This is a genomic window from Lentimicrobiaceae bacterium, assembly GCA_020636745.1.
Taxonomy (GTDB): Bacteria; Bacteroidota; Bacteroidia; order Bacteroidales; family Lentimicrobiaceae; genus Lentimicrobium.
The window spans coordinates 477218-493236 of record JACJXH010000001.1 but is presented as its reverse complement, the minus strand read 5'-3'; the positions used below and the strand labels follow the sequence as shown (position 1 = coordinate 493236).

The window sequence follows — 16019 nt, the reverse complement described above, 5'->3', positions numbered from 1 at the left end:
CCACATTTTATACTATCAAATCTGTTTGTCTTTATCAATCTAACACATAAAAAAAAGCTGTTCCTATGAGGAACAGCTTTTACATACGATTTCAGAAAAATTACTTAACAATCATTTTTCTGGTTTGACGCTCACCACCTGCAATAACCGAATAGGTATAAACACCTGACTTCAGATTCTTAGCATCAATAGTGAGTACATGTGTACCTGCTGCAGCTTTGGTTGCAGGGACTTCAAAAACTTTCTGACCTACAAGGTTATATACCTCAAGGCTGAGAGAAGCAGCTACTGATAAATTTACCTGAACTTCAGAAATACCTGAAAACGGATTCGGGAAGTTTTGAGCTACAGACGAAATAGCTGCAGGAGTTGCAATATGATGATTGTTCACGTTAGTAAAATCAGCCTCGGTAAAACCAACACCGCTGAAATACTGATGTGTTACAGGATCATCTTCGGTAGTTCCGTTGATAGAAGTTGTTAATGGAATATGGAAATTATTTCCTTCTGTAACAATCCTGTCAGAAACATGCAACCAGAAATTATCGCCCCAGTAGTCAGAGAAAGCAGTTACATTAACAGGAGTCGTAAAATGGCTGGTTTCAACATCATAACCCCAGGTAAAAAGGTCAGGCTGCATATTGGTTGTAACACCAGCACCCCAAAGGGTAGGATCAGTATCGGCCCAGGTAACAAAAACTTTAGAGCCATCTTCGGTACGGCTCATATTGATACGCTGATCAAGTGAAACTGACAGGTAATCTTCCAGACCAGCTGAACGGATTGAATCCACAAACTGTGCATTCCAGGTACCATCGCCATTCATAAAAACATCGAAAATCAACAGCGGCTCTTCAGAATAAAAGTAGCTGAGTGAATCAGGGTGAATTGAATTTGTACTTCTTACCAAGCCAGCAATGTGAAGATTTCCGTTTTTATCAACTGTAACACCATTGTTTGACTGATTTTCGGGAGCAGCCCATTTGTTATACCAACGTGGAACTACAACATCAAAGTCAGCTCTGGTTGGCCACAAATATTCTTTAAATGCATTGATTTCAGAAAAGTCGAAAGCATCAATTTTATCCCAGTTCTGACCATTGTCAGTTGTTTTGTAAACAACAGGCCATTCAACTCCGTAAGGATTGTAAGCATTGTCAGCATCAACAGCGGTACAAACAATATAACCGATTGTTCCATCAGGTGAAAAAACCATTCTGGGGGCATCAATACGGCCATCTTCCAGTAGCTCTGGCTGAACTTTTACTCGTGGGAGTTCCCAGTCAACCTGATTAGTGCTGCTGTTGAAAACACCGTTTAACACCTCAAAACCTTCATTTGTGTAAGCAGTAGAAGTACCATTGAGGCGTGAAGAAGCAACATGAATATTACCTGAAGCAGTAGCCGTCATCCCAATATTCAGGTGATTGAGATAAACACTTGCTTCATTGTTTTCGAAAGTTGTATTGACATCGGCACCACCAACACGGGCGCTTCCAAAAAACTGACCTTTCCAGCCTGCAGCATCCGTATATGGTCCGCTGTAAATTGCAAACATATTATTCGGATCAGTATTTCCGGCAGGGTTATAAATTACAGTGCTGGGATATCTGAAATTAAGTCCTGCTTGAGGATTGATAACAAAATTGGTAAATGTAGCGCCTAAATCGGTTGAATAAGCAACACGAAGGTCGTTACCTGTAGCACCGAAAGATCCGCCGGCGCGGTTACCAAAAACTACCATGTTCGCTTCAGGAATAGCAGAAACAACACGCTGATCAGTGTTAAAAATACCAAAGAGATTGGCAGAAGAAGATGCATTGGTTTTGAGCAGTTCACCGCTCCTGTTGTAAATTTCAACTGCGGTACCACCATCCTGTTGTGCTGAAGAAGGATCTGTGTAATTTAAACCGCTGTCAACCGGACGTACGTTCACTTTGTGAACTTTTGACAGGTTACGCTCCTGAGCACCGGCATACATACCAATACTCAGCGCGAGGCCAAGTAGTAATGAATTTTTCATTAGAGATTAGAGATTTGGTTATTGATTAATAAATATTGGGTTATTAAGTTTTGTTAGAGTTTCTCGTTGGAGCAAATTTAATACTTTTCATTACGCTGTAAGTTTTTTATCCAACTTTTAACAATAATTTACGCATTTAAAAAGCATCCTGCAATTCTTCCTGCTTCAATGAATGGTTTCAAATTCACAATAAATGCGATTAGGAAACAACCAAAAGAATATTCCGGCATGTTTAATTATTGTTTTAGAGTCAGTTACAAAACAAAGCAAAGGTTAATACAAATTTTAAAGCATTAATTTCCGGTGTTTATCCATTAAAGTTAAACTGGCTGCCAGAACACAAAATTAAAAAGTCGGACAGTTGCTAGGATTTAATTGCTTTCTCTTTTGTATCAAGGGGAATGGATGTAGCCCTGTGAAACTCACCATTATGGCTAAATAAATAGCGATAGGTGATATGCTTTTTAGCGAAATGGCCGCCTACTGATTCGTGTAACTGCCTCATTTTAGGATTAAAATCGCCCACCCACGACAGTTCAATTTCCTTATAGTTGGGCATTTTTTTCATTACCTTATCCATATGCCAGAAAATGGCGGCTTCAATACCCGACTTCTGATACTTTGGCCTGATGCCCATTACAGTAATGCGTGTACGTGTAAAAATATTCTTCTTTTTCAGATACAGGAACTTAAGTTTATCCAACAGCCCCAATTTGCCATTAAAATGCCTGAATAGCTCATTGGCATCAGGAATCATTACTAAAAAGGCGATGGGTTCATCATCATGATAGGCAAACCAGATAAACTCATTCACCATAATTGGCTTTAGCTCACTCAGAGATTTAAGCAGGTCTTCTTTTACAATAGGTGTAAAATTTTCGTGAAACTGCCAGGCATCATCATATATGGTTTTAAAATCCTGGATCAGTTGTGTACTTTTCTTCCAGTCGAAATGCCTGAAGCTATACCCAGGGCGTTGCCTAACCCAGTCAGCAATTTTCCAGAAGCGTTCAGGAAAGGGTTTGGTAAGATCCAAATGATTGGTAACCTGTTCGAAATAGGGTTTAAAGCCGTAAGATTCAAAAAAATTGCGGTAATAAGGGTGATGGTAATTCATGCCAAAGCTTTGCGGCATATAGCCTTCCACCAGCAGCCCCCAAAAGTTATCATTTTCGCCAAAGTTAATCGGGCCATCCATGGCCTGCATCCCCTTGTCGGAAAGCCATTTTTTGCAGGCATCAAACATAAAGTAAGCCGCTTTCTGATCATCAATACACTCAAAAAAGCCCATTCCGCCTGTTGGTTGCTCAAAGTTGAAGGCTTTTTTGCGGTTGATAAATGCAGCTACCCGCCCAATGGCATTGCCTTTTTCATCAAAAAGAATCCACCGGATAGCTTCACCATGTGTAAAGAATACATTTACAGCCGGATTAAAAACGGCTTCAACCATCGAATCGAGCGGGCAAATCCAGTTTTGATCATTTTTGTAGATGCTGCGGGCAACATCGAGAAACTGGCCGGCCTGTTTTTTATCTTTAACTTCAACAAGATGCATAAACTTTGTTCTGTTTTAATTCCAAGCAAATGTATAGAGTTTTATGAGATTAGCACGAAACATTGCCCGTTTTTTAAATGGCACGATTGCTATTGAGCAGCCATGTATATCTTGAAAACACTGATGTTCAGCCCAATGTAATATTCATATTCAAGCGATGCTGTTTTGCTTCTCAATGGCGTTTACTTCTTTTGTTATCGAATATTTTCAAAAAAGGATTATCTGCCTGAACAGGGAAATTCTCTGAGCTTCAGCCTCACAAAATTGCCCAGAAACAGCAACAGCAACCTGAACTTTAAAGACCTACATAAACATATGAACCCAAAGAACAAAGGCAGACAACAGGTTTACAGCGACTTAGTATTTAACAATTCAGATTGTCCGGATAATCATGTAAATAATAACCGCTTCTCAAAAGGCAAATCAAAACCGGCACTCGACAACAAACAATCTTAACAGGTTGATAGGAACTTTGGCACATACCAGGTTTATTCAAATAAACAAATGTTTACTTTTGCAATCAATAAGCACCAATTGTGAAACGACTCTACCTGCTCATATTAAGGTCATATCTTGGCCCGCTGATACTCACATTCTTCATTGCCTTGTTTATTCTGGTGATGCAGTTTTTGTGGAAGTACATTGACGATTTGGTTGGCAAAGGCCTGCCGTGGTATGTAGTTGGTCAGTTGCTTTTTTATGCCTCCACCACATTTGTTCCGCTTGCATTACCACTGGCCATATTATTATCGTCGTTAATGACCTTTGGCAATCTGGGAGAAAGGTATGAGCTGGTAGCTGTAAAATCGGCAGGGATTTCGCTCAGCACTTTTATGCGGCCACTGGTGGTGTTATCAATTTTGATAAGCGTATTTGCCTTTTTCTTCTCAAACAATGTTTTACCGGTAACCAACCTTAAATTCAAGTCAATACTGTATGATGTGCGGCAACAAAAGCTTGCACTGAATATAAGGGAAGGCATATTTTACAATGGCATAGATGGGTATGTGATGCGCATCAACAAAAAAGAGGAAGATGGCATTACCATCAGGGATGTAATGATTTACGATCATTCATCACGGATGGGCAATACAACGGTAACCAAAGCTGAATCGGGCACAATGATACAGAGTCCTGATGGTAATTTCCTGGAGCTTACCCTGTATAATGGATATAACTACGACGAAAAAACCGACCGCAGAAATGACCTTAAACGACCATTTCAGCGCACCTGGTTTGCCGAACAGTACCGGAAATTTGACTTGTCGCAGTTCAAAATGATGCGCACCAATGAAGAGTTGTTTCGCAATCACTACCAGATGCTCAACCTCAGGCAGCTTACAAAATCGGAAGATTCGCTCAAGAATGAAATCAATAGCCGGCGCGATGGCCTGCTTCGCTCAACAGAGTTAAGTTATTATTTCAACACACAGATAGATTCAGGTCGCATTCAGATTCCCGAAAAGGAAACGAAGGTAAACAATCGTATACCGGCCATGCAGGGCATGAATAAAGAAGAGTTGCTGCAGGCACATGAATCGGCACTGAATGCCGCCAAAAACGCAAGAAACAATATAGAATTCAGTAAAAACGACCTGAAAGAACGAACAGTACTGGTTCATAAGCATGAAGTAGAATGGCACCGTAAATTCACCCTTTCCATTGCCTGCCTGGTATTGTTTTTCATCGGCGCACCTTTGGGAGCGATTATTCGTAAGGGAGGGCTGGGGCTTCCGCTGGTGATATCTATTGTGTTTTTTGTCATTTACCACGTTATATCAATGACGGGCGAAAAATCGGTAAAGGCCGGACAAATGGATCCGGTAATTGGCATGTGGCTCTCATCTGCCGTACTCTTGCCATTAGGGGTTATTCTCACCCTGAAAGCAACCACCGACTCTCCCCTGTTTGATCCTGATATCTGGAAAAGATTTTTTACCGGAAAATGGCTTCAAAAGAAACCTGAGTAAACTGTAACGCGAAAAACCGGAAATGAATATTTTACTGCTGTGTAATAAATCGCCCTGGCCTCCCCATGAAGGAGGTCCGATTGCGATGAATGCCATGGCCGAAGGGCTTATCAATGCAGGTCATACAGTTAAAATCCTGGCCATTAACAGCAACAAATACAGCATTGCACTTTCGTCTATCCCTGAAAATTACCGGGCTAAAACCCGCATCGAGTATGTGTATATCGATCTTTCGGTCAGGCCATGGCCTGCCTTTCTGAATTTATTCAGCGGAAAATCATACCATGTAGAGCGCTTTATTTCAGAAGATTTCAGGCAGGCATTGATGGCCATTCTGAGAAATGAAAAATTTAACATCATCCAGTTTGAAACACTGTTTACCACCCCTTATCTGGATGAAATTAAAATGTTTTCAGATGCAAAACTCATATTACGGGCACATAATATTGAGCACCTGATATGGGAAAGAATGGCCAAAGGGACTTTCAATCCGTTTAAGAAGTATTATCTGACCCATCTGGCATCCACACTTAAAAAATACGAGCTGAATACCATCAGAAAAGTGGATGGCATTGTAGCCATAACGGCCAAAGATGCTGCATTTTTCAGGCAGCATGCCGGTGAAATTAAAGTAACGGATATCCCGTTTGGCATCAATAACATCAATGAAGCAAACCCCGGAAAAAAAAGCGGTTATCCAACCCGTCGGACAGGTATTTTCCATTTGGGGTCAATGAACTGGCTGCCTAATCAGGAAGGTATCAAATGGTTTATAAACAAAGTCTGGCCACTGATTCACAAACAGTTTCCTGATTTAGAGTTTCACCTTGCAGGTCGTGAAATGCCTGACTGGCTGAGAAAATGCACAACACCGGGCATTGTAATTGACGGCGAAGTACCTGACGCCAAAGCATATATGGAATCATTTTCAGTAATGGTGGTTCCGCTGTTTTCGGGGAGTGGTATCCGCATAAAAATAATAGAAGGCATGCTTGCCGGCTGCGCCATCGTAACCACCCGGGTTGGAGCCGAGGGGATAGATTATACGGATGGAAAAAACCTGATGATTGCAGAAAATGCCACAACCTTTGCCGAAAAAATCAGCGAACTCATCCTTCAACCATCCCTTGCCTTGCAAACCGGGAGTAACGGCCGGCAACTGGTTATGAAATCGCACAACAATGCGGTGTTGATGCAAAAATTAACTGATTTTTACAGAGCGATCCAGCATTAAGCTAATTTATTAACTTTGTCGCTTAAAGCCCGGAGCCGTTGTCAGGGTTTGTACAACGGACCAAAAATCCGGCCTGGTTCTGCCATATGAAGCTATTGGTTATTCTTCCCCGGTTTCCTTACCCCATTGAAAAGGGCGATAAACTGCGGGCTTATCATCAGTTACGCATTCTTTCGCGCAGTTTTGACATTATACTGGTTGCCATCAGCCACGAAAGAGTTCCGGCGGCAAGTATTGAAAAAATCAAGCCCTTCTGCAGCAAAATAGTTATAGTGCGCCCTTTGCTTACAGATATTTTTATCAACCTGATAAGAGCCTTCCTGAACAAATGGCCTTTGCAGGCAGGTTATTACTACAGCCGGAAAGCACAACGCAAAATCAACCGGATACTTGCCGAAGACAAACCCGACCATATTTATTGCCAATTACTGAGAACTGCTGCCTATGCGCTCGACAGCAATCTTCCGAAAACACTCGACTATCAGGATGTATTTTCGAAAGGCATTGAAAGAAGAATTCCAACAGCAGGTTTTTTCATGAAACCTGTACTGAAATTTGAATATAAAAAGCTGCTGCAGTACGAGGAGAAACTGTTTGACCTGTTCAATAACAAAACCATTATCTCCATTCCCGACAGAAACTGCATTCCGCATAACGGACGCGAACAGATTGTAATAGTACCCAATGGGGTAGATCAGGGTTTTTTCAGACCAGGCAAGAGTAAAATAACCCATGATTTGATTTTTACAGGAAATATGGGCTATCCGCCCAATATTGACTGCGCCGAGTATCTGGTTAAAAAAGTACTCCCGGTTATACACCGCACCCATCCCCATGTAAAACTGATGCTGGCAGGAGCCTCGCCCCACGCCAGGGTTAAAGCGCTTGCTTCGGAACATGTAACTGTTACCGGATGGGTAGACGATATCAGAACCTGCTACGAAAGTGCCCGTATCTTTCTGGCCCCCATGCAAATAGGTACTGGACTGCAAAACAAACTACTTGAGGCAATGTCGATGCGGTTGCCCAGTATCACCTCCACCCTGTGCAACCTGGCTCTTGGTGCAAAGGAAAACAGTGAAATATTGATTGGCGACACTCCTGAAGCAGTAGCTAAACATGCGGTTTTACTGCTCGAAGACACTACTGTCAGAACCAGCCTGGCCGACAGTGGTTTTTATTTTGTCAACAGAAACTACAGCTGGGAAGGCGCCACTGAAAAATTATCAGCCCTTTTTCTGAACAACAGCAAAAACTAACCGAAGCTGGCTACCCCCCTTTAATTCATCAATGAATGACTGCTTAAAATAGCAGTTTATCACCCCTGTTGCAGGCAACATATCCCTTCTGTAAAAATCCGGACAACCCAGGCATAAACCTGTGCTGAATAATTTGCGGCCGGCTGTACCTTGCTCCTACCGTAAGCTGCAATTGAGCACTTATCCCGTCAAAATTATCAGGTTAATGAAATGAACCAACAATGAACAGGAATTCGTAGCGTTAAAAAGAAACCCAAACTTGCCAACCACAATCACATCAACTTAAAAACAAGCTATCGCTTGTGCCTGACCTGACAAAAGGAACCAAAATTTACAATCAACTGATTCCATGCATCATAAGGAATGAATATGTGAAACCATATGGAAAAGGTTGAGGCCTGAAGGAAGAAAAAGGGCAAACAAAAATGCGGTTAAAGCTGATTAAAAAAGCTTAACTTTAAAAAGAATGCTAAAAAGTGTAAATTTTTTTTCCATTTTAGGATTACAAATGGGAGAAATCCTGATAAACAAACAGTGAAATTATAAAATGACAAAGAACATATATGCCAGCACGGCCGTGCTTATCCTGCTGCTGGTATCCTTTAGTTTTAAACTTGCCTTAGGGATTGGTAGTGCATCAGACGAGAAGCAGCTTACAGAACTGAATAAAAAAGCTGTTGAAATTGCCACTGAATCGCCTCAGAAAGCCATATCTATGGCCAATCAGGCCTTAAAGCTGGCTGCTGAACTTCAGAATAAAAAAGAAACAGGTACAGCCCTCAAAACACTTGGTATCGCCCATTACCAGCTAACCAACTACAGGCAGGCACTTGAATATTATGAGCAATCCCTTGCCATATTCAAACAAATAAATGATTACGAAGGCATTGCCAGTAATCAAAATAACATTGCACTGATTCTGGAGAGACAGGGAGATTATTCGGGAGCCCTGAAAAGGTATCTTGAGTCAGCTTCCATATTTTCAAAAAACAACAATGAGAAAAAGCTCTCGACTATTCTGGGAAATATAGGAGAATTTTTCAACACATTGGGTCGCTATGATAAAGCGCTGGACTACATGCGGCAATCCCTTGAGATAGATGAAAAGAACAAGGACAGCCTGAAAATGGCCCGTTCCTATAACACCATTGGCAACATCTATCTGAGCATGAAAGATTTTATGACAGCCATCACTTATTACCGGAAGGCAGAAAAAATCAATAAATCTTTCAATAGCCAGGAAAATCTATCCACCAACTACAATAACCTGGGGGCAGCCTTTCAGGGGCTGGGCAAGAATAATGAAGCGCTGGATTATTACAGAATAAGCATCGAATTGAGCAGACAATTTAACGATCAGCAGGGCATAATCATTTGTTTGCTTAACATCGGTGATATCAATATGGCCGAAGGCAATTTGCCGCAGGCTATGATAAACCTCAAAGAAGCTCAACGACTTTCAAACAGCGTCAATGATAAAAGTCTGAACGTATCAGTACTCACAAGTCTGGCAAATCTCAGAATCAAACTTAACGATCCTGATGAAGCCATCACATTATTGAATGAAGCACTGCCATTTGCTGAAAAAACCGGTTCAAACATTCTGCTGATGGATGTTTACGAAAAACTGTCAACAGCCTGGAAACAGAAAGGGGATTATAAAAGATCGCTCGATTTTCTTACAAAATACCGGACCTTTTCCGACAGTATTTACAATACAGAAAACAGCGAAAAGCTGAACCGCCTGAGGGTAACTTTTGAGTCAGAGCAAACCGAGCGCGACAATCAGTTTTTGCGACAACAGAATATATTTAGCCAGCTTGCGCTAAAAAGGCAGCAAACTATCCGAAACCTGCTGATAATCATTTCTATCATCGTGATTGTATTTGCCTCATTTGTTTTCTCTTTGTATCAGGGCAAAAAGCGTAAAAATGAGCTGCTTGCAGAACGCAACGAACAAATATCGAAGCAAAAAGAAGAGCTCAATCAACTGTATAAGGAACAGTTCAAACTGAATGAGACCAAAAACAAATTCTTCAGCATTATAGCGCACGACCTCAAATCGCCATTCCAGTCAATTCTTGGGTTCTCAGAGTTGCTCAGTTCAGAATACGAGTATTTATCTGAAACACAACGCCGCGAAGCAGCCACAAATATCCTGAGTGTTTCCAATGACACCTATCGTTTGATAGAAAATCTATTAGAGTGGGGTCGTACACAAACAGGTTCAGCCAGGGCCGTATTCAGAGCATTTAACATCAGTGAAATGGTTTATGAAACCATTCCCATATTCCAGTCACAGTTACGCAAGAAAAACATAGCAATTACATACGACTTGCCACCATTGCTGCAGGCATGGGCCGACATAGACATGACAATGGCCGTATTGCGCAATCTGATTTCCAATGCCATTAAATTTACCCCTTCAGGTGGCAAAATACACGTGCAGGCGCTTCAGAGCGACGGGATGGTAAAAATTTCGGTAAAAGACACCGGAAATGGAATTCCTCCTGAAATACTTGAGAACCTGTTTACTTTTGATCCTAAAGTACAACGTACAGGCACAATGGGCGAGCGGGGCACCGGGCTTGGACTGGCATTGTGCCTCGAATTTATGGAGCTCAACCATGGCATCATCAAGGTTGAAAGTGAAATTGACAAGGGAAGCACTTTTACTATGTTGCTTCAGCCGCTTAGAAAAGTGCCGCTCAATTAGCCTTGTTTAATCGCCCCCAATCAGGTATCTCACATAGCTTCAGTTTACAATTTGCTAAAAATGCTTAAGTTTGCGCAAAACAAATAAGCATTATGTCAGACGACAAAAAAATCATTTTTTCAATGGTTGGTGTTGGCAAAGTTGTGCCAGTTAACCGACAAATACTCAAGGATATATACCTGTCATTTTATTATGGAGCCAAAATCGGCATCATAGGTTTAAACGGTTCAGGGAAATCAACATTATTAAAAATTATTGCAGGGGTTGAGAAATCCTACACGGGTGAGGTTGTTTTTTCGCCGGGTTACTCTGTTGGGTTGCTTGAGCAGGAGCCACAGCTTGATGAAACCAAAACAGTCAGGGAAGTTGTTGAAGAAGGGGTAGCAGAAGTAGTAAAACTGTTGAAAGATTATGAAACGGTAAACAACCGGTTTTCAGAGCCCCTGACCGATGATGAAATGAACGACCTGATTGAAGAACAGGGACGTATTACAGAACTGCTCGATCATCACAATGCCTGGGAACTTGACACCCGTTTAGAAAGGGCCATGGATGCCCTGCGTTGTCCCGAGCCTGAGCAATCTGTTAAAAACCTTTCAGGAGGTGAACGCCGCCGGGTGGCCCTGTGCCGACTCTTGCTGCAAGAACCTGACATTCTGTTGCTTGACGAGCCCACCAACCACCTCGATGCTGAAAGCATTGAATGGCTGGAACAACACCTCAGACAATATAAAGGAACAGTCATCGCTGTTACCCACGACCGATATTTTCTCGACAATGCAGCCGGCTGGATTCTTGAACTTGATCGCGGAGAAGGCATACCCTGGAAAGGCAATTATTCATCATGGCTTGAGCAAAAATCAAACCGCCTGGCACAGGAAGAAAAAACCGAAAGTAAACGCCGCAAAACCCTTGAACGCGAACTTGAATGGGTGCGCATGGCCCCCAAAGCACGTCACGCCAAATCAAAAGCACGTCTTGCCGCTTACGAACGCATGATGAGTGAAGATACAAGGCAAAAAGAAGAAAAACTGGAAATTTTCATCCCCAATGGCCCGCGCCTTGGAAATAAAGTGATTGAAGCCCAAGGGATTTCAAAAGCATATGGCGACAAACTCCTGTTCGAAAACCTGAGCTTTAGTTTACCGCCTGCCGGTATTGTGGGTATTATCGGCCCCAACGGAGCCGGAAAAACCACCCTTTTCAGGATGATCATGGGACTTGAAAAAACCGATGCCGGTGACTTTGCAGTGGGCGAAACTGTTAAACTTGGTTATGTCGATCAGGCTCATACCGATATCGACCCCGAAAAATCTGTATGGGAAGTCATCTCCGAAGGCAATGAAAACCTGCAACTGGGTGGCAAACTTTTCAACTCGCGCGCTTACGTTGCCCGTTTTAATTTTAGCGGTGCCGATCAGGGCAAAAAAGCCGGAGTGCTTTCAGGCGGCGAAAGAAACCGTATGCATCTGGCTCTCACCCTGCGTTCTGAAGCCAATGTGCTATTGCTCGACGAACCTACCAATGATATTGATGTGAATACCTTGAGAGCGCTGGAAGAAGGCCTCGAAAATTTTGCCGGATGTGCAGTGGTTATTTCGCATGATCGCTGGTTCCTCGACCGCGTTGCTACGCATATTCTGGCCTTTGAAGGCGACTCACAGGTTGTATTCTTTGAAGGAGGCTATACAGAGTACGAAGAAAACCGTAAGAAACGAACCGGAGATACCGAACCCCATCGTATCAGATATAAAAAATTAAAGGAATGATGAACCCTCACCTCTATGCTGTTATAACCGGAGATATCAGAAAATCTACCCAACTTCAACCCACCGACCTGGCCAGGCTGCCGGCGGTGCTGAAAAAGATTTTCGGAGATTATAACCTGGTATTGAATAAAAATGACCAGCATCTAAGATACAGCATTTTCAGAGGTGACAGTTTTCAATTGCTTCTGGATCCTTATTATGCGCTCGAAGCTTCACTTTTTATCAGAGCCGGCCTTCGCATTGCCTACCCTGCCACCGTGGCACGGGCAGTCGATTGCCGGCTCGCCATCGCTATTGACACCATTGAAAACCTGAGCGAAAACATCACTGAAAGTTCGGGCGAAGCTTTTACCCGCTCAGGACGGCTGCTGGAAACCATGAAGAAATCGGTCATGATGGCCATTGAAACCCCCAGCCCCGCAATGACAGGCGAATTGAATACCGAGCTTGCCCTTTGTGATGAAATTGTAAAAAACTGGACTTCAGCGCAGGCGAGTATAATTCCCGGCCTGCTTAACAACCGGCTTCAGGTCTCTTTAGCCATGGAAAAAGGCATTTCGCAAGCAGCCATCGCAAAAAAAACACAAAAAGCCGGCTGGCCTGCCATTGAATTACTCCTGATACGGTATCGCTTTCTTTGTGAATCCACTTGAATACCTATACACTGACCTTCAGTAGTTATATTACTTACTTATAACCCCATGTGGTTATATTTATAATTTATAACCTCTAATGGTTATATTAATTTAACTATAAAAACAAAATCCGATGCAGGCAGAAACATGCATAAGTGTGACGGCCATTTCCTTATTTATCAGGCTTTTCATTGCCCATATGGCTGGTGATTTTATTCTGCAGCAAAAGAGTTGGGTTAAACAAAGGGCCACATATAAATGGAAGTCGGGATTGCTTTACGCCAATGCCGCAATAATTGCTGTTCTTTCATGGATATTATCAGGATATCCTCACACCTGGCTAATTCCGATACTGATATTTGCAGTTCATGCCGGAATTGATATCATTAAATCATATGCCCCTGACAAACCTGTAATTTTTGCAGCAGACCAATTATTGCATTTGGCAGCTACAGCGGGTGCAACCTGGCTATACCTTACCCGTGAAGGATTGCCGGCCGGGCCTGAATGGCTTTTCGGAAATCTGGAGCTATGGATTTATATAGCCGCTTATACAATGGTTACATGGCCAATGGGAATCATCATCGGTATGCTTACCCGAAAATGGTCGTATGAAAACGAAACCTCAGATGGATTGAAAGATGCTGGACGCTATATAGGCATACTCGAGCGACTGCTTATCCTCACATTTGTATTGATAAACCAGTTCCCGGCTGTCGGGTTTCTGGTAGCAGCCAAATCGGTAATGCGCTTTGGCGATATCCGCGACAGCAACAACCGCAAAGGTGCAGAATACATCCTGATTGGCACCATGATTAGTTTTGCAGTGGCAATTTTTACCGGATTACTGGCTCAATGGCTGATAAAAATATATGCAGTATGAAACAAATCAACCAGGATTTGCTTGCTCAACTCACCAGCAAGGCCAAGGCATCGCCAAGGCTGCGGATGAATCACAACTTTCACTACGATGCTGAAGACACCCTGCAACGCATGCTGAATGCCATGGAACCCGGCACTTATGTAAGACCTCATAAACATGAAAATCCTGACAAAAGAGAAGTTTTCATGGCGCTTCGGGGCAGACTTTGCATCATAGAATTCAATGAAACCGGAGAAGTTTTACAGCACACCATCCTGGATGCCACTGAAGGAAACTATGGAGTTGAAATAGCAGAACGCACATTCCACAGCATCATTTCACTGCAGGAAGGCTCTGTGGCCTATGAAGTTAAAGACGGCCCATACCATCCCATTGATGATAAAAACTTTGCAGCTTGGGCTCCTGCTGAAGGTGAACCGCAAGCCAAAGCGTATCTCGAACAGCTGATAAAAAAACTGAATCTCAGGGTTGGCTGAAAATGTTTAATTTTGCGCTGCTCTTCCGGCTACGGCATTCAACAGCCGCAGTTTGTTAACCAAAGAGCTGTTTACAATGGCCAGTCAAAAACCATCCATCCCCAAAGGAACACGCGACTTCTCCCCTGTGGAGATGAACCGCCGCAACTATATATTCAAAACAATTCGCCAGATATTTGAACGTTTTGGCTATCAACCTATTGAAACGCCTGCAATGGAAAATCTCAGCACATTGCTCGGAAAATATGGTGAAGAAGGAGACAAACTTTTATTCAGAATTCTCAACTCAGGAGATTATCTGTCGGGCATACCTGCTTCAGAAATTACACCTGAAAACAGTGGAAAACTGGCAGGCAAAATCACTGAAAAAGGACTTCGCTACGATCTCACCGTGCCTTTTGCCAGGTATGTTGTACAGCACCGGAACGAAATCAGCTTTCCGTTTAAGCGCTACCAGCTTCAGCCGGTTTGGCGTGCCGACCGGCCACAAAAAGGCCGGTACCGTGAATTTTATCAATGCGATGCCGATGTTGTAGGCTCCGACGCTCTCATCAATGAAGCAGAACTGCTTCTGATGGCCGACCAGATTTTTGAAAGCCTGGGCATTCATATTGTAATCAAACTCAACAACCGTAAAATACTGTCGGGTATTGCTGAAGTTATTGGTCATGCCGATAAAATCACCGACATTACTGTGGCCATTGACAAACTCGACAAAATCGGCCCTGAAAAAGTAAATGAAGAACTGGCCGAACGCGGACTTGACCAGCAAGCCATATCCATGCTTCAACCCATTATAAACCTTGAAGGAAATAATGCCCAAAAGCTGGAACAAATAAGTAAAGTACTGGCTAATTCTGCTGAAGGAACAAAGGGAATTGCAGAAACAACAGAAATTCTGAACATGGTTAAAACCATGAAAATTAACAGTCCTGTTGAGCTTGACCTGACCCTGGCCCGCGGGCTCAATTATTATACAGGTGCCATCATTGAAGTTAAAGCTGCCGATGTGGCTATGGGCAGCATCAGCGGCGGTGGTAGATACGATAACCTTACAGGAATTTTCGGACTTCCCGGAATAAGCGGAGTTGGTATTTCATTCGGTGCCGATCGTATATATGATGTTATGAATGAACTGAATCTTTTCCCACAGGAAACAGCCTCATCCACCCGGGTACTTTTTGTAAATTTTGGCGGAGCCGAAGAATCTCTCTGCCTTCAGCTTGCTTCTGAGCTCAGAAGAAATGGCATTAATACTGAACTTTACCCCGAAAACGCAAAAATAAAAAAGCAGTTCTCCTATGCCGATAGTAAGCAAATTCCATTTGTAGTCATTATTGGCGAAAGTGAAAGATTAAAAGGCGAATATCAGCTGAAAAACATGAAAACCGGTGAACAAATCATGGTTACACCGGAACAAATCATCCAACATATACAGGCATAATGGGAACCGACTGGAAACTGAGATTTAAAATTAAAATCAACCGGGCGGGACTTAC

12 protein-coding genes are annotated in these 16019 nt (G+C 42.7%); 10 read left to right on the top strand and 2 right to left on the bottom strand.

Going from position 1 to position 16019, the window contains the following annotated elements; genetic code table 11:
- Positions 1-100 precede the first annotated feature (100 nt).
- Together H6541_01965 and H6541_01960 are read right to left on the bottom strand one after the other, a co-directional pair.
- A complete protein-coding gene (locus tag H6541_01965; GenBank protein MCB9014531.1) occupies positions 101-2023 on the bottom strand; it encodes a T9SS type A sorting domain-containing protein in 1923 nt (640 codons plus the stop codon).
- Positions 2024-2387: 364 nt separating this feature from the next.
- Positions 2388-3578, bottom strand: a complete 1191-nt coding sequence (locus H6541_01960; GenBank protein ID MCB9014530.1) for a GNAT family N-acetyltransferase — start codon at positions 3576-3578, stop codon at positions 2388-2390.
- Between the two features lie 315 nt (positions 3579-3893).
- On the opposite strand from H6541_01960, the gene H6541_01955 reads away from it, so the two are divergent.
- The 10 genes from H6541_01955 to H6541_01910 all read left to right on the top strand — a co-directional run bounded on the left by H6541_01955 (position 3894) and on the right by H6541_01910 (position 15964).
- On the top strand, positions 3894-4034 hold the full coding sequence (locus tag H6541_01955; protein ID MCB9014529.1) for a hypothetical protein: 141 nt from the start codon (positions 3894-3896) through the stop codon (positions 4032-4034).
- Positions 4035-4114: 80 nt separating this feature from the next.
- Positions 4115-5548, top strand: a complete 1434-nt coding sequence (locus H6541_01950; GenBank protein ID MCB9014528.1) for an LptF/LptG family permease — start codon at positions 4115-4117, stop codon at positions 5546-5548.
- A gap of 22 nt (positions 5549-5570) precedes the next feature.
- A complete protein-coding gene (locus tag H6541_01945) occupies positions 5571-6782 on the top strand; it encodes a glycosyltransferase (protein MCB9014527.1) in 1212 nt (403 codons plus the stop codon).
- Between the two features lie 38 nt (positions 6783-6820).
- On the top strand, positions 6821-8041 hold the full coding sequence (locus tag H6541_01940) for a glycosyltransferase (GenBank protein ID MCB9014526.1): 1221 nt from the start codon (positions 6821-6823) through the stop codon (positions 8039-8041).
- A 547-nt stretch (positions 8042-8588) separates the two neighbouring features.
- The gene (locus tag H6541_01935) at positions 8589-10757 is read left to right on the top strand and encodes a tetratricopeptide repeat protein (GenBank protein ID MCB9014525.1); all 2169 of its coding nucleotides are present in this window, start codon (positions 8589-8591) and stop codon (positions 10755-10757) included.
- 92 nt (positions 10758-10849) lie between these two features.
- Positions 10850-12526 carry an energy-dependent translational throttle protein EttA gene (gene ettA / locus H6541_01930; GenBank protein ID MCB9014524.1) on the top strand — a complete coding sequence of 559 codons (1677 nt, stop codon included), beginning with the start codon at positions 10850-10852 and terminating at the stop codon, positions 12524-12526.
- Positions 12523-13179 carry a hypothetical protein gene (locus tag H6541_01925; protein MCB9014523.1) on the top strand — a complete coding sequence of 219 codons (657 nt, stop codon included), beginning with the start codon at positions 12523-12525 and terminating at the stop codon, positions 13177-13179. Before ettA ends, H6541_01925 begins: the two co-directional genes overlap by 4 nt.
- Positions 13180-13294: 115 nt before the next feature.
- Positions 13295-14044: a DUF3307 domain-containing protein gene (locus H6541_01920; GenBank protein MCB9014522.1), complete on the top strand. Its 750-nt coding sequence runs from the start codon at positions 13295-13297 to the stop codon at positions 14042-14044.
- A complete protein-coding gene (locus H6541_01915) occupies positions 14041-14520 on the top strand; it encodes a WbuC family cupin fold metalloprotein (GenBank protein ID MCB9014521.1) in 480 nt (159 codons plus the stop codon). The genes H6541_01920 and H6541_01915 overlap by 4 nt, the downstream gene beginning before the upstream one ends.
- Before the next feature lie 76 nt (positions 14521-14596).
- Positions 14597-15964 (top strand): histidine--tRNA ligase, encoded by a 1368-nt coding sequence (locus H6541_01910; GenBank protein ID MCB9014520.1) that lies wholly within the window; start codon positions 14597-14599, stop codon positions 15962-15964.
- The last annotated feature ends 55 nt before the right edge of the window (positions 15965-16019 follow it).

Bases quoted from the DNA above. Each gene is read 5' to 3' on its own strand.
- H6541_01965 (MCB9014531.1), bottom strand. From the start codon at position 2,023: ATGAAAAATTCATTACTACTTGGCCTCGCGCTGAGTATTGGTATGTAT.
- H6541_01925 (MCB9014523.1), top strand. From the start codon at position 12,523: ATGATGAACCCTCACCTCTATGCTGTTATAACCGGAGATATCAGAAAA.
- H6541_01915 (MCB9014521.1), top strand. From the start codon at position 14,041: ATGAAACAAATCAACCAGGATTTGCTTGCTCAACTCACCAGCAAGGCC.
- H6541_01920 (MCB9014522.1), top strand. From the start codon at position 13,295: ATGCAGGCAGAAACATGCATAAGTGTGACGGCCATTTCCTTATTTATC.
- H6541_01960 (MCB9014530.1), bottom strand. From the start codon at position 3,578: ATGCATCTTGTTGAAGTTAAAGATAAAAAACAGGCCGGCCAGTTTCTC.
- H6541_01935 (MCB9014525.1), top strand. From the start codon at position 8,589: ATGACAAAGAACATATATGCCAGCACGGCCGTGCTTATCCTGCTGCTG.
- H6541_01955 (MCB9014529.1), top strand. From the start codon at position 3,894: ATGAACCCAAAGAACAAAGGCAGACAACAGGTTTACAGCGACTTAGTA.
- H6541_01945 (MCB9014527.1), top strand. From the start codon at position 5,571: ATGAATATTTTACTGCTGTGTAATAAATCGCCCTGGCCTCCCCATGAA.
- H6541_01910 (MCB9014520.1), top strand. From the start codon at position 14,597: ATGGCCAGTCAAAAACCATCCATCCCCAAAGGAACACGCGACTTCTCC.
- ettA (MCB9014524.1), top strand. From the start codon at position 10,850: ATGTCAGACGACAAAAAAATCATTTTTTCAATGGTTGGTGTTGGCAAA.